Genomic DNA, 21,586 nt, shown 5'->3' on the forward strand with positions numbered 1-21,586 from the left:
AGTTCTGGGATGCGTCGGCGCGTGGTCGTGACCGGCCTGGGGATTGTTTCTCCCGTAGGCAATACCGTCGAAGAGGCGTGGAAAAGCATCGTCGAAGGCCGTTCCGGTATCGGTCCGATCACCCGCTTCGATGCCAGCACCTTCCCGGTGCGCATCGCCGGTGAGGTGAAGGGTTTCGATATCACCCAATACCTCCCGAAAAAAGAGGCGCGGCGCATGGATCTCTTCATCCACTATGGGATGGCGGCAGGGATTCAGGCGGTTCGCGACGCGGGTCTGGAGATTACCGAGGCCAACGCCGAGCGGGTGGGCGTCAATATCGGTTCAGGGATCGGTGGGTTGCCGATGATCGAGGCGACTCACCACGATTTCTTGAATGGCGGTGCCCGCAAGATTTCGCCCTTTTTTATCCCGAGCTCGATCATCAACATGATTTCGGGCAACCTCTCGATTCTGCTCGGGGCGAAAGGCCCCAATCTTTCGGTGGTTTCGGCGTGTGCCACTGGCACCCATTCGATCGGCGAGTCGGCGCGACTGATTCAATACGGCGACGCCGATGTGATGATCGCAGGCGGCGCTGAATCGACCGTGACGCCCCTTGCGATTGGCGGGTTTGCTTCGGCCAAGGCGCTCTCGACCCGCAACGACGAACCGGAAAAGGCTTCCCGACCCTGGGACAAGGAGCGCGACGGTTTTGTCTTGGGCGAAGGGGCCGGGGTGGTGGTGCTCGAAGAGTATGAGCACGCCAAACGCCGTGGGGCGCGCATCTACGCCGAATTGGTGGGCTACGGAATGAGCGCCGACGCCTACCACATGACCGCGCCGTGTGAGGATGGTGACGGGGCGATGCGGTGTATGAGAAATGCGCTCAAAGACGCGCGACTCGACCCCGACGAGATCGATTACATCAACGCGCATGGCACTTCGACCCCTCTGGGCGACGTCGCGGAGACCCTTGCGGTGAAGCGGGCCTTTGGCGACCATGCCAAACGTCTGGTCATGAGTTCGACCAAGTCGATGACCGGGCACCTGCTTGGGGCTGCAGGGGGGGTTGAGGCGATCTTTACTGTACTGGCGCTCTTCCACCAGGTGGCACCGCCGACGATCAACCTCGATGAACCGGGCGAGGGGTGCGATCTCGACTACTGCCCCCACACGGCACGGGCGACGCGCATCCGCGCCGCACTCTCCAATTCGTTCGGCTTTGGCGGGACCAACGCAACCCTCGTCTTCAAACAGGTCTGAAGAGGCGGCGGCAAGCTCCCCCTCTTGGTGTGACGAGGGGCATGCGGGCGCGCTGCTGCTGCCACCTCCGCACCACACCTTGAGCGGGCTCCTGCTTCTTGAGGGCGCCATGGGTGTTGCCCTGGCGGTGCAACTCACGGGGAAGGTCGCGCTCCTCGCGTGGATGGCGCTTCTGATTGCCGTGTGGCTCACCTTCTCGCGGTGGCGCGCCGCGCGGCCGCTCCGTATCACCGATGACCGGGCGGAAGTGCTCGAGGTGAATAAGCGCCTCCCTTTGCGGGTGGTCTCAGTTGCGCGCTATGGGCCGTGGTGGGCGATCACCTTAAGGGGGTACCCGCGGCAGCGCCTCTTCTGGGTCGAAAGGTGGCGCTTGCCTGAGGAGGCCGACTGGCGTTTGGCGCTCCTTGCCGCGGGTTGGGCTCCCGCGCCGTCACCGCCGTCGTGACGGCCGCAGCACGGTATTTCGTGCCACCGGCAACGTCTCAGGGTAGTCGCGCGAGTAGTGGAGCCCTCGGCTCTCTTTTCGCCGCATCGCCGAGCGGACAATGAGCTCCGCAACGAGCACCAGATTACGCAGTTCGATGAGGTCGTTGTTCACGCGAAAGTGGGCGTAGAACTCGTCGATTTCGCGCTTCAATAACCGGATGCGGTGCATCGCGCGCAGGAGCCGCTTGTCGCTGCGCACGATTCCGACGTAATCCCACATGAAGCGGCGCAGTTCGTCCCAGTTGTGGGAGATCACCACCTCTTCGTCGGGGTCAGTGACCTGGCTCTCGTCCCACTCGGGAAGCGATTCGGCAATCGCGCGCGGTTGGGCGAGGATGTCGTTGGCCGCAGCTTCGCCAAAGACGACACATTCCAAGAGCGAATTGCTCGCCAGCCGATTGGCGCCGTGGAGCCCAGTGCAGGAGGTCTCCCCGACCGCGTAGAGGTTCGCGAGGTCGGTGCGGGCGCGCAGATCGACCACGACGCCACCGCAGGTGTAGTGGGCGGCAGGAACGACCGGGATCGGTTCGCGGGTGATGTCGATTCCAAGCTCGAGACAGCGGCGATAGATCGTCGGAAAGTGGTCCTGGATCCACGCGGCGGGTTTGTGGCTGATGTCGAGGTAGACGCAGTCGAGCCCGTGCTTTTTCATCTCAAAGTCGATCGCCCGTGCGACGATGTCGCGTGGCGCCAGTTCCGCTCGCGGGTCGTGGCGCGGCATGAACCGCTCGCCGTTGGGAAGTTTCAAAATCCCCCCTTCGCCCCGCACCGCTTCGCTGATCAAAAACGATTTCTCGTGCGGATGGTAGAGACAGGTGGGGTGAAACTGGATGAACTCCATGTTGGCGACGCGGCACCCCGCGCGCCACGCCATCGCAATCCCGTCACCCGTGGCGATGTCGGGATTGGTCGAGTAGAGGTAGACTTTACCTGCACCACCGGTGGCCAACACCGTTTGTGCTGCAGCGACCGTCTTGACGGTGCCGCTTTCCCGGTCGAAGAGGTAGGCACCGACGCAGCCCCGCTCCGGGGCGCCGATCCGTGCTCCGGTGATGAGATCGAGCGCGAGGTGGTTCTCCCAGATGGTGATCTGCGGATGGGCGCGGACTTTCGCCGTCAGTGTCTCCTGAACCGCTGCACCCGTTGCGTCGGCGGAGTGGTAGATACGGCGTTCCGAGTGGCCTCCTTCCCGGGTCAGGTGGTAGCGGCCTTGGTCGTCGCGCGTAAACGGAACCCCTTGGGCGATCAGCCATTCAATCGCACGCTGACCATTTTCGACGACGAAGCGGACTGTCTTTTCGTTACAGAGCCCCGCGCCAGCGATCAGGGTGTCGGCGACGTGCGATGCGATCCCTTCGGGCGTATGGAGCGCCGCAGCGATCCCCCCTTGCGCCCACTGAGTGGCCGTGTCGGTGAGCGAGCGTTTCGCCACGAGCAGCACCCGGCAGTGGTCGGCCAGGCGCAGTGCGACCGACTGGCCGGCAAGGCCCGAGCCGATCACCAGGACGTCAAAGCGATGGACAGCCACAAAACTTCCTTACTGCCTCCGATGGAGTGATCGTAGCATATTCCGGAACCATTTTCCTTTTTGCCAGTCCCAGGAAAGGGTGCGTATAATGTGCGCATGACAGCCGAGAGCCCCAACCGATCCGGCGGGAGCGCACCGCGAACGCTCACCGACGCAGCGCTCGTTGCCCGCGTGCAGGCGGGTGACCGTGCTGCATTTGGACTACTCGTCGAAAAGTATCGTCGCCGGGTCGAGCGGCTGATCGGTCGCTTGGTGCGCGATGCCGCGGAGGTGGAGGATTTGGCGCAAGAGGCGTTTATCAAAGCCTACCGTGCGATCGATTCCTTCCGCGGCGAGAGTGCGTTCTACACCTGGCTCTACCGTATCGCGCTCAACACCGCGAAGAACCATCTGATGAGCGCGAAGCGGGAAGTGGCGACAACGAGCGCGACTGCGGAGAACGATGAGGGCGAGTCGGTTGATCTCCTCGAGGGGCAGGGGAGCGACGAGACCCCCGAGCGGTTGCTCCTCACGCAGGAGATCGCACGAACGGTCGAGGCGGCGATGGCGGAACTTCCTGAAGAGCTGCGCACCGCGATTCAGTTGCGTGAGCTCGATGGTTTGAGTTATGAGGAGATTGCCGAAACGATGGGGTGCCCGATTGGGACGGTGCGGTCGCGGATTTTTCGCGCGCGCGAAGCGATCGCCCGGCGGTTGCGGCCGCTACTGGAGACGCCGCCCGATCGGCGGTGGTAAGGATAACGACAAATAGACGAGGTGACCGATGGACCGAGGCGAAATGCGGCTTGAGGCATTATCGGCGTGGTACGACGACGAACCGTTACCTGACGAATCCTTCGCCGATCTCGAGATCGATGAGGTTGTCCATGACGCTGCGGCGCGAGAGGCGTGTGCCACTTTCGCAGTGATCGGGGCGGCGCTTCGTGGCGAACCGCTCTCTCACCCGAAGGATGGTTTCGTCGATACCGTGCTCGCGCGCATCGCTACGGTCGAAAAGGATCGGGCCGGCGTGACGCAGCCACCTGCTGAGGCGCTCACGGCTTTGCCGCCTGCACCACCCATGACGCAGCCGGCGCGCAATGACGCCCGCTGGAGTTGGGGGGCTGTGGCTGCCGCAGTGGTCGCAGCAGTCGTCATTGCGCTGTTGGCGTTGCCTGTTCCAGAAGGGAAAGGAGGGGTAGTGCCGGGAGTGGCACAGCGGTCGCCCCTCTTTGGTGGGCCCGCTGGACCCCTCGCCGTCTCTGGGCGTGCCCCCTCCTCTCTGTCGCATGATAGCGGCGGGGCAATCACCCGGGTGGCTGTTTCGCACTCCCCTTACTATATCCTTGCCCACAGTCCCACGCAACCGGTAGGCGGCTGGCCGTATCGGGCCGAATCGTCCGCTGCTCCCCTCACGGCGCGCAGTAACCGGTGATGGTCAGAAGCGCAATCAACCTTGTGCGTCAGGTCAGGTGCTTTGCTGCGCTGCTGCTTCTGGTGAGCGGCGTCGCGAGCGGCGGGGCGCCGGATGCGCACGCTTCACCCCCCCCTCAACCCCACTTTTCCGGCGTGGCGGTGTGGGAGCGGGGAGAGACGGCGACGGTTGTGCGCATCGATTCGGGGGTCACCCCCTTTGGTCCCTACCGCTTGGTGACGGTCGAAGCGGTGAATGGCCGCGCGACGCTCTGCTGGCAGGGGCGCTGTCGCACCGATTTGCCGCTCGATGGGGTCGTCCTCGAAGAGGATTGGGGGAGCTACCCCCCGAGCGTCCCCTCATGGACGCAGCCATTGGAGCGAATCGCTGCCCACTACCGCGTCGAACCGCTTCCCGAGAAGAGGTGGCAGGGGATTCCGGCTGAAGGGTGGTTCCTCGTTCCCCGTGACCCGTGGCGTTTTCCGCAACGGTGGTGGATTGCGGCGGGAACGGGGGTGACCCTCGAACGGGAGATTTTTGACGAAGCGATGACGCGGCTGGAGCGCTTTGCCTTTGTCCGCTTCACCCCGAGAGCGCAGGCCGATTTTGCCGAGGTACGCAGCAGATGGTCGGCGTTGGGGCGGAAAAGGCGCGTCGATTTCCGCCTTCATCCGGTCGCCGCAGAGGCGATGCCGTGGCGTCTGACCGATCTCCCTCCGGGTTTTACGCTGGTTACCTCGGGCTGGCGCGACGGGCCTTCGGGGGCGAAGGTATGGCAGTGGTTGCTCAGCGACGGGGTGGCCTCGGTTTCGCTCTTTGCCGAAGCGCTCTCCGACTCCCTCCCGGGGGGGTCCGATTCTCCGTCGTCTGCAGAGGACGGTGGGCGTGAAGGTGAACAGCGGTGGGGGGCGACGGGGGTCGTTCGCGCGCAGCGGGGTCAATGGCTGCAAACTGCGGTGGGTGAGGTGCCGTGGGTGACCCTGCGGCGGCTGCTCCACGGGCTTGTGCCGACCGATGGGGTCCAAGAGGGGGCGACGCGGTGAGCGTGGTGCGGGATGACGCGCACGCCGCGCGCTGCTTTTCCGATGAGCGGGTCGCTGCGGTGGTGCTTGCGGTCGAGGAGAGCGGGGCGTGGCTCGAAATAACCGAGCGGCGAGGTGGCTGTGGCCGTTGCGCCGAACCGGGAGGGTGCGGTGGCGTGGCGCTCGTCCATTGGCAGGAGGGGAGACGCTTCTGGTTCCCCCGATCGCAGTGGGGGTGCTCGCTCTCGCCCGGGCAGCCGGTGTGGGTGGTTACCGAATCCCGAGCGCCGCTCCAAGCGGCGTGGGGAATCTATGGCTGGCCGCTTCTTCTCGCGCTCGTTGCGGCGTGGGTGGGGCAGACGGCGGCTGCAGCCACCCTCGGGGGCGGCTTTGCTGACGCGGTGGCTCTTCTCCTCTTTGCGGTAGCGTTAGCCGGGGCATGGCGGCGGGCGGCCCGGCGCATCCGCGCGGTGGTGCGGGTCGATCCCCGCTGAAGTGGTCGCGATTCCGGTACAATAGCGCCTTCCCCTTGGCCACTGTGGCCTTTTTCTGCTCACCATGGACCATATCCGCAACTTTTCGATCATCGCCCATATCGACCATGGGAAGTCGACCCTTGCCGACCGCCTGATTCAGTTTTGCGGCGGGCTTGAGGCGCGCGAGATGCAAGACCGGGTGCTCGACTCGATGGATCTCGAGCGGGAACGCGGGATCACGATCAAGGCGCAGACCGCAACCCTCTCCTATCGGGCAAAAGACGGGAAGGTCTATGAGCTGAACCTCATCGACACTCCGGGGCACGTCGACTTCTCGTACGAAGTGAGCCGCTCGCTTTCGGCGTGCGAAGGGGCGCTGCTGGTGGTCGATGCCTCCCAGGGGGTCGAGGCCCAGACGGTAGCCAACTGTTACCTGGCGATCGACCTCGGCGTCGAGGTGGTGCCGGTGGTGAACAAGATCGATCTTCCTCAGGCGGAACCGGAGCGGGTGAAAGAGGAGATCGAAGAGGTGATCGGTATCCCCGCTGGTGACGCGATTGCCGCCTCCGCGAAGAACGGTGTGGGGATCGAGGAGATTCTCGAAGCGGTCGTTGCGAAAGTTCCTCCGCCGCGCGGCAATCCCGACGCTCCCCCCCGCGCACTCGTCGTCGATTCGTGGTTTGACAACTACGTCGGGGTGGTGATGCTCGTGCGGGTGGTCGACGGGCGGCTCGCGCGCGGCGACGCGATCCGGTTGATGGCTACCGGCGCGGAGCACCGCATCGACAGCGTTGGCGTCTTTACCCCCAAAGCGGTCGAGCGGGAGAGCCTCGAGTGTGGCGAAGTCGGGTATGTGATCGCCGGCGTGAAGCTCCTCTCCGAGGCGAAAGTGGGGGATACGATCACGTCGGCGGTGCAGCCGGCGGCGGAGCCCCTCCCTGGCTTTCGCGAGATCAAACCGCAGGTCTTTGCCGGACTCTATCCGGTGGAGTCGAGCGAGTATGATCAGCTGCGCGAGGCGCTCGAAAAACTGAAACTCAACGACGCGGCGCTTCAGTTTGAGCCCGAAACCTCTCAGGCGCTCGGCTTTGGTTTCCGCTGTGGTTTTCTCGGGCTCCTGCACATGGAGATCGTCCAGGAGCGGCTCGAACGCGAGTTCGATCAAGAGATCATCACCACCGCGCCGTCGGTCGTCTATGAGGTGGTGACGCGCAAAGGGGAGGTCTTTCGCGTCGAAAATCCGGCGAAGTTACCCGATCCGGGGCAGATCGAAGAGATTCGTGAGCCGATCATCTCTGCCACCATCTTCGTACCCCAGGACTATCTCGGACCCGTGCTCACCCTCTGCAATCAGAAGCGGGGGATCCAGCAAGACCTGCGCTACCACGGTCGGCAGGTCGAAGTGCGGTTTGATCTACCGCTCAACGAGGTGGTGCTCGATTTCTTCGACAAGTTGAAGTCGGTGTCGCGCGGGTACGCGTCGCTCGATTACGAGTTCAAGGAGTACCGTGCGGCTGACCTCGTCAAACTCGATATTCTGGTCAATGGCGAGCGGGTCGATGCCCTGTCGCTGATCGTTCATCGCAGCATGGCGCAGCAGCGGGGGCGGGAGCTTGCGGTGAAGTTACGGCAACTGATTCCGCGGCAGATGTTCGACGTACCGATTCAAGCCGCGATTGGCTCCCACATCATCGCGCGGGAGACGATCAAGGCGTTGCGTAAAAACGTGTTGGCGAAGTGCTATGGGGGCGATGTGACCCGCAAGAAGAAGCTGCTGGAGAAGCAAAAGGCAGGTAAAAAGCGGATGAAACAGGTGGGCAGCGTCGAAATCCCGCAGGAGGCGTTCCTCGCGGTATTGCGGACCGATGAAGCGTGAGCGGCGATGGATTTTGAGCTGATTCTCTTCTTATTGACGCTGGTCACAGGAATTTTGTGGGGCTTTGACCGCTTCTACGCGCGACGGCGGCGTGCGCCCGATGCGCCCGATCCGTGGTGGGTCGACTACGGGGCGAGCTTCTTTGGTGTCTTCTTGGCGGTCTTCCTGTTGCGCTCCTTTGTCGTCGAGCCCTTCAAGATCCCGTCAGGGTCGATGATTCCGACCCTTTTGCCGGGTGACTTCATCTTGGTGAACAAGTTTGCCTACGGGATTCGCCTGCCGGTGGTGAAAAAGAAGGTGGTCGAGACCGGTTCCCCGCAGCGGGGTGACGTGGTGGTCTTTCGCTATCCGGTCGATCCGTCGCTCGACTACATCAAACGGGTGGTGGGGCTTCCGGGCGACTACGTCGAGTACATCGACAAGCGGCTGCGGATCAACGGAACCACCGTGCCGCTCGAGCGGTTGCCCGATTATTTGATGCCCGATCGACGCGACTACCGGGTTCAATGGCTTGAGAAGCTCGGGGATCGGGACCACACGATCATTTGGGACGACAACGCTCCGCCCTACGTCACCCATCGGGTCGATTTCCCCTACCGCGAACTCTGTACCTACCACCGCCGCGGGTTTAGCTGTTCCGTCCCCGAAGGACACTACCTCGTTTTGGGGGACAACCGCGACGGCAGCAGCGATTCGCGCGTCTGGGGTTTCGTTCCGGATGAAAATCTGGTGGGGAAGGCGTTTCTGATCTGGTTCCACTTCGGTGATCTATCGCGGATCGGGAGCTTCAAGTAGGAGGAGCACGATGGGCAGCACCAAGCAAGCAGGGCTAGGGGTGAGCCGGAGGTCTGCGCGGGGTTTTTCCCTTCTCGCAGTCCTTTTCTGGGGGGCGATTGCCGGGGTGGTGATCATTTTGGCGATGCGCATCGTCCCTTTTTACACCGAGTATGGGGCGATCCGGCGGGCGGTGACCGCGGCAGCAGCCGAGGGTGAACCACAAGCGATTCGTCAGGCGTTTGATCGCCGGGCGAGCGCCGACTACATTACCTCGGTCTCGGCGCGCGACCTCGAAATTCGCAAGAACGCTGAGGGGGGCTACACCGTGCGAGTCGCTTACGAAAAAGTGCTGCCGCTCATTGCCAACGTGAGTCTGCTCTTCACCTTTGAAGCCAGCGCCCCCCGATGAGTCGCAGCGATTTCGTCGCCACCCTCCACCAGGTGGAGCAGGCGTTTGCCCACCGCTTCACGCAACCGGCGTTGGTCCGGCAGGCGCTCACCCACCGTTCGGCGGGTGAGCCGCACAATGAGCGGTTGGAGTTTTTGGGCGACGCCGTGCTCGGCGGGGCGGTTGCGGCGCTCCTCTACCGCCGTTTCCCTGCAGCGAGTGAAGGGGATCTGTCGCGCGCCCGCGCTCGTCTCGTGCGGCAGGAGACGTTGGCGAGCCTTGCGGAACGGCTCGGACTTCCCGACTGGCTGATTCTCGGCGAGGGGGAACGGCGGGGCGCAGGGCATCGCCGGCCGTCGATCCTTTCTGACGCCTTCGAAGCGCTCGTCGGGGCGCTATTTCTCGACGCAGGGTTTGAGGCTGTCGCGACGCGCGTCGAAGCGTGGTTTGGCGAGGAGCTCAACCAGATCGGCGACCTTGCGACGCTCAAAGATCCCAAAACGGCGCTCCAAGAGTGGCTTCAGGCGCGCCACCTGCCGCCACCGCGGTACGATCTTCTCGAGGCCAAGGGGCCGGCGCATGCGCAGCACTTCCGCGTCCGCGTGGTGAGTGACGCGCTCAATGTCAGCGCCGAAGGGGAAGGGGGGAGTCGCCGCCGTGCCGAGCAGGCCGCTGCGGCGATTCTGCTCGACGGATTACGCGCGACGAGCGAAGGAGCATCATGATGAATGGGCCACAGCAGACCGCTTCTGGCGAAGCGCAGCCCTATCGCGCCGGTTTTGTTGCGGTCGTCGGGCGTCCCAATGTCGGCAAATCGACGCTCACGAACGCCCTGGTGGGTGCCAAAGTGAGCATCGTATCCAAAAAACAGCAGACGACGCGCCACCGCGTCCACGGGATCGTCACCACCGACGAGGGGCAGATCGTCCTCGTCGACACACCGGGGTTTCAGACACGCCACAAGCGGCTGCTCAACCACGCGATGAATCGCGTTGTCACCCAGGCGCTTGCCGACGTCGACCTTGTGCTTTTCGTCATCGAAGCGGGGAAGTGGACCGCCGACGATCAGCGGGTGCTGCGGCTCCTGCCCGCAACGACGCCCGTTTTTCTCGTCATCAACAAAGTCGATCGCCTGCCACGGAAAGAGCTGCTGCTCCCCTTTATCGCTGAGCGATCCCGCGATTTCCCCTATGCCGAGATCGTTCCCATCTCAGCGGAAAAGAACCGCAACCTCGACGACCTCGTGCGCACGATCCTCCGCTACCTGCCGGAATCGGAACCGATCTTTCCTCTTGACGCGATCACCGACCGCAGTGAGCGCTTCCTTGCTGCCGAATATCTACGTGAGAAGCTCTTTCGCTTCCTCGGCGACGAGCTCCCCTACGGGATCGCCGTGGAGATTCGCCGCTTTGAGGAGGAGGGGCGGCTGCGGCGGATCTGGGCCGAAATTATCGTCGAACGGGAGGCGCATAAGCCGATCGTGATCGGCGAAGGGGGGGAGCGGATCAAGCGGATTGCGTCAGAGGCGCGCAAAGAGCTTGAGGAGCTCCTCGACGCGTCGGTCTATCTCGACGTCTGGGTCAAAGTGCGTGGGGGGTGGGCGGATGACCCTCGGGCGTTGCGTGAATTAGGGTTAGACGGGTAACGGCACACGGACGATGGGTGGCGAGCGGCGCAGTGGCAGCAGTCGCGGGTATGTGCTCCACAGCGAGCCGTGGCGGGAGACGAGCCTTAGGATTGACGCTTGGACGCGCGACCATGGCCGGTTGTGGCTCGTCGCAAAGGGGGCGAAACGGCCCCATTCGATGCTCCGTTCAGTCCTTCTCCCGTTCCAACCGCTCATGCTCCGCTGGTCGGGGCGGGGTGAGGTGTTGACCCTGACGGCCGCCGAGTGGCTCGGTGGGGTGGCGCCGATCGTGGGCGACGCTCTCTGGTGCGGTTACTACCTCAACGAGCTGGTGTTGCGCCTTGCGCCGCGCGAGGTTCCCCACCCGGAGTGGTTCGACGCCTACGATCAGGCGATCGCAGCGCTCGCGTCGGGAGCAGCACCGGCACCGGTTCTGCGTGCATTTGAATGGGCGTCGCTCAAGGCGACAGGTCACGCGCCTCATTGGCCTGAGCAGGGTCCAGTGGGCGTTGCGGTCTCCGCCGAGGCTTTTGCGGCACTCGAGCGGGGCGAATGGGGGGCGCCGATCGTCGCCCGGGAGATCAAACCATGGTTGCGGGCGCTGATCGACCACTGTCTGGAGGGGCAGCCGCTGCGCACGCGCGCCTTTATGCGGGAATGGCTGAAGAACGGAAAGGGGTAAACAATGGCCGAGTTGGGCGTCAATATCGATCATGTCGCCACGGTGCGGCAAGCGCGTCGAACTTACGAGCCCGATCCTGTCTGGGCAGCAGCGGTGGCGCAACTGGCGGGTGCCGACGTGATCACCGTCCATCTGCGGGAAGACCGCCGCCACATCCAGGATCGCGACGTTTGGCAACTGCGTGAGGTGGTCCACGTTCGGCTCAACCTTGAAATGGCGGCGACCGACGAGATGGTTGCGATCGCTTGCCGCTTGCGTCCCGAGATGGTGACACTGGTGCCGGAGGGGCGGCAAGAGATCACGACGGAAGGGGGGCTCAACGTCGTTGCCGAGCAGAAGCGCTTGACGGAGGTGGTCGCGCGTCTCACCGAGGCTGGTATCCGGGTGAGCCTCTTCATCGACCCCGATCTCCAGCAGATCGAAGCGGCGGCGGCAGTGGGGGCGACCGTCTGCGAGCTCCATACCGGCCCCTATGCGCACGCCTTCTGGGCGCATGGCCGTCGTGCCGACCACCCCGCGACCCAAAGGGAGCTCGCGCTCCTTGCGCAGGCAGGCGAGGCGATTCGCGCTGCCGGGATGCAGTTCAACGCCGGGCACGCGCTCAACTACGCGAATGTCGCGCCGGTCGCGATGCTTCCGGGACTTGCGGAACTCCATATCGGTCACGCGATCGTCAGCCGTGCCCTCTTTGTCGGTCTCGAGCAAGCGGTGCGCGAAATGAAGGCGCTCATCACGTCGCCGCTGCTGCGCGGCGACGGGGGTGTTGGTGCGGTAGCCCGATGATCTTGGGTGTCGGGGTCGATCTCGTCGCGATCGCGCGTGTCGCCCGGTTGTGGCAACGCCACGGTCGCCGCTTCGCCGCGCGGATTCTGACTGACGGCGAAGCCGAGGAGCTTGCCACGCGGCTTGCGGGGTGTGCTGACGAGGCGGCTGAGCAGATCGCGAGCCGCTTTCTCGCGAAGCGGTTTGCCGCGAAAGAGGCGTTTGCGAAGGCTTGGGGGACGGGGATCGGTGCCGCGCTCTCGTTTCACGACCTCGCCGTGACCCACGACGAACGCGGCCGCCCCGAGTGGCGCTTTGCTGAGCGCTTCGCGGAGCGTTTTGCGGCGCGTGGCGCGGTGCGGGCGCACCTTTCGCTGAGCGACGAACTCAACCATGCGCTCGCCTTCGTCGTGATCGAAGGAGTGAGCCGTGGGTAACCGAAGGGAGATTGTCATCCTCCGACCGCGCTGGTGGATCGGCGTCGAGGGGACGACGCTCACTGCTGCCGACCGCGAGCGGCTCCACCACCCTGCGGTCGGCGGTGTGGTCCTCTTCTCCCGCAACGGCCAGACAGGGGCGGAAGTGGTTGCGCTCACCGCGGAGATCCGGTTGCTGCGCGACGACCTGGTGATCGCCGTCGACCACGAAGGGGGGCGGGTGCAACGTTTTCGCGGCGAGGGGTTCACTGCGTTGCCGGCGATGCGCACGCTGGGGGAGCGTTGGGCGCTCGACCCTGAGCAAGCGGTGATTGAGGCGCGCCACTGGGGCGAATTGGCCGGACGGGAGCTCGCCCGGTACGGCATCGACGTCGATTTTGCCCCGGTCGTCGACCTCGATGATGGCCGCTCCCGCGTGATCGGCGACCGGGCCTTTGCCGCTGATCCGACGGTGGTCACGTCGCTCGCGCTTGCTTTTGCCGAGGGGTTGCTCGCCACGGGCGTGATTCCCGTCTTCAAACACTTCCCCGGCCACGGCGGGGTGGTCGAGGACTCCCACGAGACGCTCCCCTCGGACCCCCGGGCGTGGCCAGCGCTTGCCAACGATCTTCGTCCCTACGCGGCGCTGGTGGAACGGATGAGCACCAGCGCTTGGCCCCCGTGCGGGGTGATGGCGGCGCTCGTCCGTTTTCCCGCGTGTGACGATGCGCCCGCGGCCTTTTCCCCTTTTTGGCTTCAGGAGGTTTTGCGCCGGCGGCTTGGCTTTACCGGCTGGATCGTCTCGGACGACCTCGGGATGGCTGCCGCGCGCTGGGCAGGCGAAGGGCTGAGCGACCGCGGGCGCGCCTTCTTCGCAGCGGGCGGGGACGTGGCGCTCGCGTGCAACGATTTTACGGCGATCGACACGCTCCTTGCGGAGTGGTAAGCGATGGGCGAGCCGTTTGACGCGAAGCGTTTTCTCGCCACCGCTCCCGAAGCACCGGGTGTCTACCGTATGTTCGACGCCGCGGGGCAGGTGTTGTACGTTGGCAAAGCGAAGAACCTCAAAAAGCGCCTTGCGAGCTACTTCCGCGCCGATCTGCCCAGTCCGCGGATTGCCCAGATGGTGGCGCGGATCGCCGCGATCGAATTCTCAGTGGTGCGCAGCGAAGCCGAAGCGCTGATCCTTGAGAACCACCTCATCAAGACACTGCAACCGAAGTACAACATCCTCTTTCGTGACGACAAGAGTTACCCTTACCTGCGGATCAGCAGCGGGCCGTTCCCCGGAATTTACTACTACCGTGGCCCCCTCAAGGCGGGGGAGCGCTACTTCGGCCCCTACCCCAACGCCGTCTCGGCGCGCGAAAGCATCCAGTGGATCCAGAAGATTTTTCAACTGCGCACCTGCGAAGAGACTGTCTTTGCCCATCGCACGCGCCCCTGTCTGCTCCATCAGATTCGCCGCTGCACCGCACCGTGCGTCGGGCGCGTGAGTGCCGAGGAGTACAGCGAACAGGTTCGGGCGGCGGTCCAGTTTCTCTCGGGGAAGAGCTCCGAGCTGATCGCCGAGCTGACTGACGCGATGCAGGCGGCGAGTGACGCGTGGGCGTTTGAGCGGGCTGCGCAGCTCCGTGACCGCATCCGCCAGCTGCAGCAGCTGCGCGAGGCTCAGGCGATCGATAGCCGGCGTGACGAGCAGGTCGATATCTTCGTCGCGGTGATCGAGCAGGGCGTGGCGGCAGTGGCGTGGGGGGCGGTGCGCGGCGGACACCACCTGGGGGACCGCACATTCTTTCTCGAAACCAACGGCGCAGATGAAGCGGCTCCCCCCGAAGATCTCCTTGCGGCGTTCATCGAACGCCACTACACCGATCAGCCGCTTCCGGAGCGGATCATTGTCTCGCCCGCTGATCCCGAATGGCTCCTTTGGATGCGCGAGACGCTCGCAGCAGCAACGGGCGGGCAAACCGTCGCCGTCGTTGCGGCAAAAAGTGAGATCGAACGGGCGTGGGTCGCGATGGCGCTCGAGAACGCCCGCGTTGCGCTCGCGGCACGGCAGGCTGACGCGCGGCGGCAAGGGGCAGCGGCCGAGCGGTTGTGGCACGAACTTGCCGGGTGGGTGCTGCTCGAGCGGCCTCCTGAGTGGATCGAAGCGTTCGACGTCAGCCACCACGCTGGCGAGGCAGCGATGGCGAGCTGCGTCGTCTGGCGTGACGGCACCATGCAACCCAAACACTACCGCCGCTTTGCGCTCCGTGGCATCACCCCGGGCGACGACTACGCGGCGATCGCGCAGGCGGTTCATCGCCGCTACGCACGGCTCCTTGCCGATGGGGCGTCGTTGCCCGATCTCATCCTCATCGACGGAGGGATCGGTCAGGTGCGGGCGGCGGCAGAAGCGCTCGCGGACCTGGGCGTCGGCAGCGACCGGTTGGTGGGCGTTGCCAAAGGTCCGGAGCGGCGCGCGGGAGAGGAGCGGCTGGTCCGCGCCGACGGTGCGGAGCGGACCCTTCCGGCAACGAGCGCGGCGCTCCACCTCATTCAACAGATTCGCGACGAAGCGCACCGTTTTGCCCTAACCGGCAGCCGCGCGCGTAGGGCGCCGGCGCGCTCGCGCACGCGGCTCGAGGAGATCCCCGGGATTGGACCGAAGCGCCGCCGTGCGCTTCTTGCCGCATTTGGCAGCCTTGAAGGGGTCCGTTCGGCACCGTTCGATGCCCTCTTGCGGGTCCCGGGGATCGATCGCAAGATCGCGACGATCCTCTATAATGCCCTCCACGGGGAGGCTGCACCGCACAAGGAGGGTCAGTGATCGCAACAGAGCTCCTGTGGTGGCATTGGGTTGTCGCCGGGTTGATGCTGATGGCGCTGGAACTCGTTGTGCCGTCGTTCGTCATCATCTGGTTCGGCGTTGCGGGGGTCGTGGTGGGTGTGGCGCTCCTTGTGGTGCCGCTTTCGCTGACCGGGCAGCTGGCGCTCTGGCTCGCCGTCGCGGTGTTTCTCCTCGTCCTCTGGTTTCGCGTCTGGCGCCCCCATGAGCATCGGACAGCGGCCGATACGGTGACTGATGCGCAGAGCATCGTTGGTGAGGTGGGACTCTTGACCCGGCCCGTTGCCCCCTTTCAACGGGGAGAGGTTTTGCTCCAAAAACCGGTCTTGGGGAGTGACCGTTGGCCCTGTCGCGCGGAGACGACGATCGCTGCAGGGGAACGGGTTCAAGTCGTGGCGGTCGAGGGGGGCGAACTTCTGGTAGCCTCCCTTCGCCCGCGCAACAAGGAGGTGTGCGATGAACGCTGAACTGGTCGTCCTGATTGTTCTCATCCTCTTTGTCGTCGTAACCCTGGCCAAAGGGATCCGCACCGTGCCGCAAGGAGAGGAGTGGATCGTCGAGCGGCTCGGAAAGTACCTCAAGACCCTGCGGCCGGGGCTCAACTTCATCATCCCGTACCTCGATTCCGTCGCCTACCGGTTGGTGACCAAAGACATCATCCTCGACGTGCAGGAGCAGGAGGTGATCACGCGGGACAACGCCGTGATCCGCACCAACGCAATCGCCTTCATCAAAGTGACCGACCCGGTGCGCGCCGCTTACGGTGTGGTCGATTTTATGGACGCGATCCGCAACCTCGTGATGACCACCTTGCGGTCGATCATCGGCGAGATGACGCTTGATGAGGCGCTCTCCAGCCGCGAGCAGATCAAGGTACGGTTGCGCGAATCGATCGCCGATGATGCGGTCGACTGGGGGGTGACGGTGAAGACCGTCGAAATCCAGGACATCAACCCGTCGCCCTCGATGCAACAGGCGATGGAGATGCAGGCGGCTGCAGAGCGCGAACGGAAAGCGACGGTGACGCGTGCAGAAGGGGCGAAACAGGCAGCGATTCTGGAAGCAGAGGCGCGGCTCGAGGCGGCGAAGCGCGACGCGCAGGCGCAAGTGACCCTTGCCGCTGCGTCAGCCGAGGCAATCCGGCGGGTTGCCGAGGCGGCGGCCAACGACACCGCGATCCGTTATCTCCTTGGGGAAAAATATATCTCCGCCCTTGCCCAAGTCGCCAACTCCGGCAACGCCAAGATCTTGGTATTGCCGGGTGACCTGCACGAGGCGGTTCGGGGGCTTTTCGGTCGGTCCGGACAGTCGGTCCAGCGGTAGCAGGTGGATTCGATGCGGTGGAATTGGCCCAACGCGCTGACCAGTTTGCGAATCGCTGCGATACCGCTCGTCGTTCTCCTCTTCTATCTTCCCGCGGGCTGGATTGAAACGCAACGGGCGAATCTCCTCGCGACGGTGCTCTTCGTTGCCGCGAGCGTCACCGACTGGCTCGACGGTTTTCTCGCGCGGCGTCTGCAGCAGCAGTCGGCGTTTGGTGCCTTTCTCGACCCGGTTGCCGACAAGCTGATGGTCGCGGCAACGCTCGTCGTGCTCGTCGACCTCGATCGGGCGCACGCCGTCGCTGCGCTCATCATCATTGGGCGCGAAATCACCGTCTCGGCACTCCGCGAGTGGATGGCGCTGGTCGGTGAATCGCGAACCGTTGCAGTCGCGTTTGTCGGGAAGCTCAAAACGGCGACGCAGATGACCGCGATTCCTTTCCTCCTCTACGCCGATCCGGTGGGTCCTTTTCATCCCCTTCCTTGGGGGCAAGGGCTTTTGTGGGTCGCCGCGCTTCTAACGATCGTTTCGATGGTCCACTATCTGCGCTCCGCGTGGCCAGTCTTGCGCGACAAAGGCTGATCCGGTAAAATGGCCGGTTCCTTGCCTTACCCTCTTTGGGGAGGCTGTGGTTGTTCACATCCAGAAGGAGTTTACATGCGTCACTACGAAATCGTCTTCATGGTCCATCCCGACCAGTCGGAAAACGTTCCCGTGATGGTCGAACGGTACCGCAAACTGATTACCGAGCGCGGCGGCAAGATCTACCGTCTCGAAGACTGGGGCCGCAAGCATCTCGCCTATCAGATTCAAAAGATCCACAAGGCGCACTACATCTTGATGAATATCGAGTGCGACCTCGAAACGCTGCAAGAGCTCGAAACCGCCTTCCGCTTCAACGACGCAATCCTCCGTCACCTCACCATCCGCATGGAAGGCCCTGTCACCGAGCCCTCGGTGATGATGAAGGGGGAAAAAGCGCGGTCACTTCTTGACCCCAGCACCACTGCCGGGGCAGAACAGGTGGTGGCACCGGCGACGGCAGAGGAGTAAGCCGTTTGTGGAGCGGAAGCTCAACCGCTTTCACCTCTCATTCGCGGTCACGGCGCGGGATGTGTTGCGTTACACCCCAGCAGGGCTCGCGGTGAGTGAGGGAGAGGGTTGGCACTGCTCCAGACAGCAGGAGGCGGGCGGTACGCGGGAAACCGATTTCCGATTCCGCTGGATTGCGATGGGGGAAACGGCTCGCGCAATGGATGCGCTTCCTTTAGGGGTTGAGATCGACGCCGAAGGTTTTGTTGCCGCGCGGCGCAAAGGGGGGCAGCAGTTGCGGTTTCATCTCGTCGCAGTACGCACGAACAATGATGACGAAAGGAAAGCACGATGAACATGGCAAAAGGCGGACGCAACGCGCGTCGTCGTAAGTTCTGCCGCTTTACGGCGGAAGGGGTCGAAACGATCGATTACAAAGATATCGACACCCTGAAAGAGTATTTGACCGAAACGGGCAAAATCATGCCGGCGCGGATCACCGGTACATCGTCGTACTTTCAGCGCCAGTTGGCGTTGGCGATCAAACGCGCCCGCTTCTTGGCGTTGTTGCCCTACACCGATCAGCACAAATAATCGGGAGCCCGACGATGCAAGTCATTCTGCTGGATAAAGTACCCAACTTGGGCAATCTCGGGGATATCGTCACCGTCAAAGAGGGATATGCCCGTAACTACCTCATCCCCCAAGGCAAGGCGAAGCGGGCCACCCCGGAAAACATCGCCGAATTCGAGGCCCGGCGTGCCGAACTCGAGCGGCAAGCGGCCGAGCGTTTGGCTGAGGCGCAAGCGTTGGCCAGCCGGATCGAGGGGCTGACGCTGCAGATCGTGCGCAAAGCGGGCGTCGACGGCCGGCTCTTCGGTTCGGTCACCCACATCGACGTCGCCGAAGAGCTCAACCGCATGGGCTATGGGGTCGCGAAAGGTCAGGTCCTCATGCCTGAGGGGCCGATCAAGGCGGTGGGTGAGGTCGAGATCGAGATCTACCTCCACGCCGATGTGCGTCCAAAAATTCACGTCGCCGTTCTGGGCGAGTGATTCTTCGTTTTGCTTGCTTCCGGAAGAGGGCAGCTGCGGCTGCCTTTTTCCTTTGAAGGGGGCAAAAAATGACCGAACCCAGCGGTTTCGATTCTTCTGCATTGCGCTTGCCTCCCCATTCTCTTGAGGCCGAGCAGTCGCTGCTTGGCGGACTGCTGCTCGATAACGAAGCATGGGAGCGGGTCGTTGACCTGGTCTCGACAGAGGACTTCTATCGCGACGAACACCGCCGAATCTTCCGCCACATCTCGGCACTGATCGGCCAAGGGAAACCCGCGGACATCGTGACCGTCTTCGAGTCGCTGCAAAAGAGTGGCGAGGCGGACGCGGCGGGGGGGATGGCCTATCTTGCCGAATTGGCCAACCAGACCCCTTCGGCTGCCAACGTTCGGCGTTATGCCGAAATCATTCGCGAACGGGCGATTCTGCGTAAACTCATCGCCGTGGCCGACGAGATCGCGGCAAGTGCGCTCGCCCCGATGGGGCGCGACGCGAAAACGATCCTCGATGAGGCCGAAGCGAAGATCTTCGAAATCGCCGAAGCGGGGGCGCGGGCGATCACCGGCTTCATTTCGATCGGCACGGCGCTCAAGCAAGTGGTCGACCGCGTTCAGGAGCTCTTCGACCGCAATGCCGCCGACGATGTGACGGGGATCGCAACCGGTTATCTCGATCTCGACGAAAAGACGGCCGGGCTTCAACCCAGCGATTTGATCATCGTCGCAGGCCGCCCCGCGATGGGCAAGACCACCTTTGCGCTCAACATCGCAGAGCATGTGGCGCTCCATCAGAAACTGCCCGTCGCGATCTTTTCCATGGAGATGCCCGCAACGCAGCTCGCAATGCGCTTTCTCGCGTCTGTCGGGCGAATCGACCTGCAGCGGCTGCGCCGTGGGAAACTGACGGACGATGACTGGGCACGGCTCTCCGCCGCGATGGGCAAGCTCTACGACGCCCCGATTTACATCGATGAGACGGGCGGCCTCAACCCGATCGACCTCAGAGCGCGCGCACGGCGGCTCGCGCGCCAATTTGGCGGTCGCTTGGGGCTCGTGGTGATCGACTATCTGCAGTTGATGGTGGGGGCCAAGGAGAGCGACAACCGCGCCAATGAACTCTCCGAAATTTCGCGCTCGGTCAAGACGCTCGCCAAAGAGCTCAATACGCCGATCATTGCGCTCTCGCAACTCAACCGCAGTCTCGAGCAGCGGCCCAACAAACGGCCGGTGATGTCGGATTTGCGGGAATCGGGGGCGATTGAACAGGATGCTGACATCATCATGTTCATCTACCGCGACGAGGTCTACCACCCCGACAGTCCCGACAAGGGGACCGCAGAGATCATCATCGCCAAACACCGTAACGGCCCCACCGGCACGATTCGGCTTGCCTTCTTCGGTGAATACACCCGGTTCGAAAACTACAGTGCCGGCGGCGATTTTTAGCGACCGGGTGCTTGCCACCGGCGGCTTCGCGGTGCGAGGGAGTTGACCGCTCCCGAAAAAAACGGCATAATGCCGGTTCTCTCGGAGGGGTACCCAAGCGGTCAACGGGAGCAGACTGTAAATCTGCCGGCTCAGCCTTCGTAGGTTCGAATCCTACCCCCTCCACCAGAATTCAGGCTGGACAGATTGCGGGTTTGAGCGGGTGTAGCTCAATGGTAGAGCAGAAGCCTTCCAAGCTTAAGACGGGGGTTCGATTCCCCTCACCCGCTCCAGTCGGTAAGAAACAAGGGCCCATGTAGCTCAGTGGTAGAGCACTCCCTTGGTAAGGGAGAGGTCACGTGTTCGATCCACGTCATGGGCACCAGTTAGATTCGCTTGCGGCAACAGTAGAGGGGTAATTCATGGCCAAGGCAAAATTTGAGCGGACGAAGCCGCACGTCAATGTGGGGACGATTGGGCACGTTGACCACGGGAAGACGACGCTGACGGCGGCGATCACCACGGTGCTGGCGAAGCGCTTTGGTGGTGAAGCGAAGAAATACGACGAGATCGACGCGGCGCCGGAAGAGAAGGCGCGTGGGATCACCATCAACACCGCGCACGTCGAATATGAAACGGCGAACCGCCACTACGCCCACGTCGACTGCCCGGGGCACGCCGACTACGTCAAGAACATGATCACGGGTGCTGCCCAGATGGACGGCGCGATTCTGGTCGTTTCCGCTGCTGACGGCCCGATGCCTCAGACCCGCGAACACATTCTCCTTGCGCGGCAAGTGGGCGTACCCTACATCGTCGTCTTCCTCAACAAATGCGACATGGTGGACGACCCTGAGCTCCTCGAACTCGTTGAAATGGAAGTCCGCGACCTGCTCAACCAGTACGGCTTCCCGGGCGACGACACCCCGATCATCAAAGGCTCGGCCCTCAAAGCGCTTGAAGGGGACCAAAGCGAAATCGGCGAACCGGCGATCCTGAAACTCGCCGAGACGCTCGACACCTACATCCCCACCCCTGAGCGCGACATCGACAAACCCTTCCTCCTGCCGATCGAAGACGTCTTCTCGATCTCCGGTCGTGGTACCGTCGTCACTGGACGCGTCGAGCGCGGCACGGTGCGCGTGGGCGACGAAGTCGAAATCGTCGGCCTTCGTCCCACGCAGAAGACCACCGTCACGGGCGTTGAGATGTTCCGCAAGCTCCTCGATGAAGGGCGCGCG

The 21,586-nt window shown here is 63.5% G+C and carries 26 protein-coding genes and 3 tRNA genes; 28 read left to right on the plus strand and 1 reads right to left on the minus strand.

All coding sequences use genetic code 11. The features are described from left to right. The first annotated feature begins 9 nt into the window (after positions 1 to 9). Both fabF and ACYQ6T_RS02605 read left to right on the plus strand, forming a co-directional pair. Entirely contained in the window at positions 10 to 1,245 is a 1,236-nt protein-coding gene (gene fabF, locus ACYQ6T_RS02600) for a beta-ketoacyl-ACP synthase II (protein WP_459827193.1), read from the plus strand. A 109-nt stretch (positions 1,246 to 1,354) separates the two neighbouring features. Then, positions 1,355 to 1,690 carry a hypothetical protein gene (locus tag ACYQ6T_RS02605; RefSeq protein ID WP_459827196.1) on the plus strand — a complete coding sequence of 112 codons (336 nt, stop codon included), beginning with the start codon at positions 1,355 to 1,357 and terminating at the stop codon, positions 1,688 to 1,690. Here ACYQ6T_RS02605 and nadB read toward each other — a convergent pair. After that, complete coding sequence (gene nadB / locus ACYQ6T_RS02610; RefSeq protein ID WP_459827199.1) at positions 1,676 to 3,259, minus strand: L-aspartate oxidase; 1,584 nt, start codon at positions 3,257 to 3,259, stop codon at positions 1,676 to 1,678. The genes ACYQ6T_RS02605 and nadB overlap by 15 nt on opposite strands. A 96-nt stretch (positions 3,260 to 3,355) precedes the next feature. Here nadB and rpoE point away from each other — a divergent pair, with 96 nt between their 5' ends. The 26 genes from rpoE to tuf all read left to right on the plus strand — a co-directional run. Further along, on the plus strand, positions 3,356 to 3,994 hold the full coding sequence (rpoE, locus tag ACYQ6T_RS02615) for an RNA polymerase sigma factor RpoE (protein ID WP_459827202.1): 639 nt from the start codon (positions 3,356 to 3,358) through the stop codon (positions 3,992 to 3,994). Positions 3,995 to 4,022: 28 nt separating this feature from the next. Then, entirely contained in the window at positions 4,023 to 4,673 is a 651-nt protein-coding gene (locus ACYQ6T_RS02620) for a sigma-E factor negative regulatory protein (RefSeq protein WP_459827205.1), read from the plus strand. 23 nt (positions 4,674 to 4,696) lie between these two features. Further along, a complete protein-coding gene (locus ACYQ6T_RS02625; protein WP_459827208.1) occupies positions 4,697 to 5,695 on the plus strand; it encodes a MucB/RseB C-terminal domain-containing protein in 999 nt (332 codons plus the stop codon). Beyond that, positions 5,692 to 6,168 carry a SoxR reducing system RseC family protein gene (locus tag ACYQ6T_RS02630; RefSeq protein WP_459827211.1) on the plus strand — a complete coding sequence of 159 codons (477 nt, stop codon included), beginning with the start codon at positions 5,692 to 5,694 and terminating at the stop codon, positions 6,166 to 6,168. The genes ACYQ6T_RS02625 and ACYQ6T_RS02630 overlap by 4 nt, the downstream gene beginning before the upstream one ends. Before the next feature lie 64 nt (positions 6,169 to 6,232). Further along, a complete protein-coding gene (gene lepA / locus ACYQ6T_RS02635) occupies positions 6,233 to 8,026 on the plus strand; it encodes a translation elongation factor 4 (RefSeq protein ID WP_459827214.1) in 1,794 nt (597 codons plus the stop codon). A 6-nt stretch (positions 8,027 to 8,032) separates the two neighbouring features. Continuing rightward, positions 8,033 to 8,821, plus strand: a complete 789-nt coding sequence (gene lepB / locus ACYQ6T_RS02640) for a signal peptidase I (RefSeq protein WP_459827216.1) — start codon at positions 8,033 to 8,035, stop codon at positions 8,819 to 8,821. A 10-nt stretch (positions 8,822 to 8,831) separates the two neighbouring features. Then, the gene (locus tag ACYQ6T_RS02645) at positions 8,832 to 9,212 is read left to right on the plus strand and encodes a DUF4845 domain-containing protein (protein WP_459827218.1); all 381 of its coding nucleotides are present in this window, start codon (positions 8,832 to 8,834) and stop codon (positions 9,210 to 9,212) included. Continuing rightward, positions 9,209 to 9,916 carry a ribonuclease III gene (gene rnc / locus ACYQ6T_RS02650; protein ID WP_459827221.1) on the plus strand — a complete coding sequence of 236 codons (708 nt, stop codon included), beginning with the start codon at positions 9,209 to 9,211 and terminating at the stop codon, positions 9,914 to 9,916. The genes ACYQ6T_RS02645 and rnc overlap by 4 nt, the downstream gene beginning before the upstream one ends. Continuing rightward, positions 9,916 to 10,836: a GTPase Era gene (gene era, locus ACYQ6T_RS02655; RefSeq protein ID WP_459827224.1), complete on the plus strand. Its 921-nt coding sequence runs from the start codon at positions 9,916 to 9,918 to the stop codon at positions 10,834 to 10,836. Before rnc ends, era begins: the two co-directional genes overlap by 1 nt. A gap of 13 nt (positions 10,837 to 10,849) precedes the next feature. After that, positions 10,850 to 11,500, plus strand: coding sequence for a DNA repair protein RecO (gene recO, locus ACYQ6T_RS02660; RefSeq protein WP_459827227.1), 651 nt, complete (start codon positions 10,850 to 10,852; stop codon positions 11,498 to 11,500). 3 nt (positions 11,501 to 11,503) lie between these two features. Further along, positions 11,504 to 12,283: a pyridoxine 5'-phosphate synthase gene (locus tag ACYQ6T_RS02665; protein ID WP_459827230.1), complete on the plus strand. Its 780-nt coding sequence runs from the start codon at positions 11,504 to 11,506 to the stop codon at positions 12,281 to 12,283. Further along, a complete protein-coding gene (gene acpS / locus ACYQ6T_RS02670) occupies positions 12,280 to 12,699 on the plus strand; it encodes a holo-ACP synthase (protein ID WP_459827232.1) in 420 nt (139 codons plus the stop codon). The genes ACYQ6T_RS02665 and acpS overlap by 4 nt, the downstream gene beginning before the upstream one ends. Beyond that, positions 12,692 to 13,624 carry a beta-N-acetylhexosaminidase gene (gene nagZ, locus ACYQ6T_RS02675; RefSeq protein ID WP_459827234.1) on the plus strand — a complete coding sequence of 311 codons (933 nt, stop codon included), beginning with the start codon at positions 12,692 to 12,694 and terminating at the stop codon, positions 13,622 to 13,624. Before acpS ends, nagZ begins: the two co-directional genes overlap by 8 nt. A 3-nt stretch (positions 13,625 to 13,627) precedes the next feature. Continuing rightward, positions 13,628 to 15,493, plus strand: a complete 1,866-nt coding sequence (gene uvrC, locus ACYQ6T_RS02680; protein WP_459827237.1) for an excinuclease ABC subunit UvrC — start codon at positions 13,628 to 13,630, stop codon at positions 15,491 to 15,493. Beyond that, positions 15,490 to 15,978 carry an NfeD family protein gene (locus tag ACYQ6T_RS02685; RefSeq protein ID WP_459827239.1) on the plus strand — a complete coding sequence of 163 codons (489 nt, stop codon included), beginning with the start codon at positions 15,490 to 15,492 and terminating at the stop codon, positions 15,976 to 15,978. Before uvrC ends, ACYQ6T_RS02685 begins: the two co-directional genes overlap by 4 nt. Continuing rightward, complete coding sequence (locus tag ACYQ6T_RS02690) at positions 15,968 to 16,834, plus strand: SPFH domain-containing protein (RefSeq protein ID WP_459827242.1); 867 nt, start codon at positions 15,968 to 15,970, stop codon at positions 16,832 to 16,834. The genes ACYQ6T_RS02685 and ACYQ6T_RS02690 overlap by 11 nt, the downstream gene beginning before the upstream one ends. 12 nt (positions 16,835 to 16,846) lie before the next feature. Then, a complete protein-coding gene (pgsA, locus tag ACYQ6T_RS02695) occupies positions 16,847 to 17,416 on the plus strand; it encodes a CDP-diacylglycerol--glycerol-3-phosphate 3-phosphatidyltransferase (RefSeq protein WP_459827245.1) in 570 nt (189 codons plus the stop codon). Positions 17,417 to 17,491: 75 nt separating this feature from the next. Continuing rightward, a complete protein-coding gene (gene rpsF, locus ACYQ6T_RS02700) occupies positions 17,492 to 17,887 on the plus strand; it encodes a 30S ribosomal protein S6 (protein ID WP_459827248.1) in 396 nt (131 codons plus the stop codon). Between the two features lie 7 nt (positions 17,888 to 17,894). Beyond that, entirely contained in the window at positions 17,895 to 18,221 is a 327-nt protein-coding gene (locus tag ACYQ6T_RS02705; protein WP_459827250.1) for a primosomal replication protein N, read from the plus strand. Between the two features lie 2 nt (positions 18,222 to 18,223). Beyond that, positions 18,224 to 18,460, plus strand: a complete 237-nt coding sequence (gene rpsR / locus ACYQ6T_RS02710) for a 30S ribosomal protein S18 (RefSeq protein ID WP_459827275.1) — start codon at positions 18,224 to 18,226, stop codon at positions 18,458 to 18,460. A gap of 14 nt (positions 18,461 to 18,474) precedes the next feature. Further along, positions 18,475 to 18,921 carry a 50S ribosomal protein L9 gene (gene rplI, locus ACYQ6T_RS02715; RefSeq protein ID WP_459827253.1) on the plus strand — a complete coding sequence of 149 codons (447 nt, stop codon included), beginning with the start codon at positions 18,475 to 18,477 and terminating at the stop codon, positions 18,919 to 18,921. Between the two features lie 68 nt (positions 18,922 to 18,989). Further along, a complete protein-coding gene (dnaB, locus tag ACYQ6T_RS02720; protein WP_459827256.1) occupies positions 18,990 to 20,366 on the plus strand; it encodes a replicative DNA helicase in 1,377 nt (458 codons plus the stop codon). 83 nt (positions 20,367 to 20,449) lie between these two features. Continuing rightward, positions 20,450 to 20,534 (plus strand) — tRNA-Tyr (locus tag ACYQ6T_RS02725). Between the two features lie 30 nt (positions 20,535 to 20,564). Then, positions 20,565 to 20,638 (plus strand) — tRNA-Gly (locus ACYQ6T_RS02730). Between the two features lie 17 nt (positions 20,639 to 20,655). Then, positions 20,656 to 20,730, plus strand: a tRNA-Thr gene (locus tag ACYQ6T_RS02735). Positions 20,731 to 20,767: 37 nt separating this feature from the next. Then, on the plus strand, positions 20,768 to 21,586 hold an 819-nt coding region (gene tuf / locus ACYQ6T_RS02740), incomplete at its 3' end, for an elongation factor Tu (protein ID WP_459827259.1).

Source organism: Hydrogenophilus islandicus (genome assembly GCF_054657095.1).

Coding starts and splice junctions, on each gene's coding strand:
- fabF (WP_459827193.1), top strand. CDS start 10: ATGCGTCGGCGCGTGGTCGTGACCGGCCTGGGGATTGTTTCTCCCGTA.
- ACYQ6T_RS02605 (WP_459827196.1), top strand. CDS start 1,355: ATGGGTGTTGCCCTGGCGGTGCAACTCACGGGGAAGGTCGCGCTCCTC.
- rpoE (WP_459827202.1), top strand. CDS start 3,356: ATGACAGCCGAGAGCCCCAACCGATCCGGCGGGAGCGCACCGCGAACG.
- ACYQ6T_RS02620 (WP_459827205.1), top strand. CDS start 4,023: ATGGACCGAGGCGAAATGCGGCTTGAGGCATTATCGGCGTGGTACGAC.
- lepA (WP_459827214.1), top strand. CDS start 6,233: ATGGACCATATCCGCAACTTTTCGATCATCGCCCATATCGACCATGGG.
- lepB (WP_459827216.1), top strand. CDS start 8,033: ATGGATTTTGAGCTGATTCTCTTCTTATTGACGCTGGTCACAGGAATT.
- ACYQ6T_RS02645 (WP_459827218.1), top strand. CDS start 8,832: ATGGGCAGCACCAAGCAAGCAGGGCTAGGGGTGAGCCGGAGGTCTGCG.
- rnc (WP_459827221.1), top strand. CDS start 9,209: ATGAGTCGCAGCGATTTCGTCGCCACCCTCCACCAGGTGGAGCAGGCG.
- era (WP_459827224.1), top strand. CDS start 9,916: ATGAATGGGCCACAGCAGACCGCTTCTGGCGAAGCGCAGCCCTATCGC.
- recO (WP_459827227.1), top strand. CDS start 10,850: ATGGGTGGCGAGCGGCGCAGTGGCAGCAGTCGCGGGTATGTGCTCCAC.
- ACYQ6T_RS02665 (WP_459827230.1), top strand. CDS start 11,504: ATGGCCGAGTTGGGCGTCAATATCGATCATGTCGCCACGGTGCGGCAA.
- acpS (WP_459827232.1), top strand. CDS start 12,280: ATGATCTTGGGTGTCGGGGTCGATCTCGTCGCGATCGCGCGTGTCGCC.
- uvrC (WP_459827237.1), top strand. CDS start 13,628: ATGGGCGAGCCGTTTGACGCGAAGCGTTTTCTCGCCACCGCTCCCGAA.
- ACYQ6T_RS02690 (WP_459827242.1), top strand. CDS start 15,968: ATGAACGCTGAACTGGTCGTCCTGATTGTTCTCATCCTCTTTGTCGTC.
- pgsA (WP_459827245.1), top strand. CDS start 16,847: ATGCGGTGGAATTGGCCCAACGCGCTGACCAGTTTGCGAATCGCTGCG.
- rpsF (WP_459827248.1), top strand. CDS start 17,492: ATGCGTCACTACGAAATCGTCTTCATGGTCCATCCCGACCAGTCGGAA.
- rpsR (WP_459827275.1), top strand. CDS start 18,224: ATGGCAAAAGGCGGACGCAACGCGCGTCGTCGTAAGTTCTGCCGCTTT.
- rplI (WP_459827253.1), top strand. CDS start 18,475: ATGCAAGTCATTCTGCTGGATAAAGTACCCAACTTGGGCAATCTCGGG.
- dnaB (WP_459827256.1), top strand. CDS start 18,990: ATGACCGAACCCAGCGGTTTCGATTCTTCTGCATTGCGCTTGCCTCCC.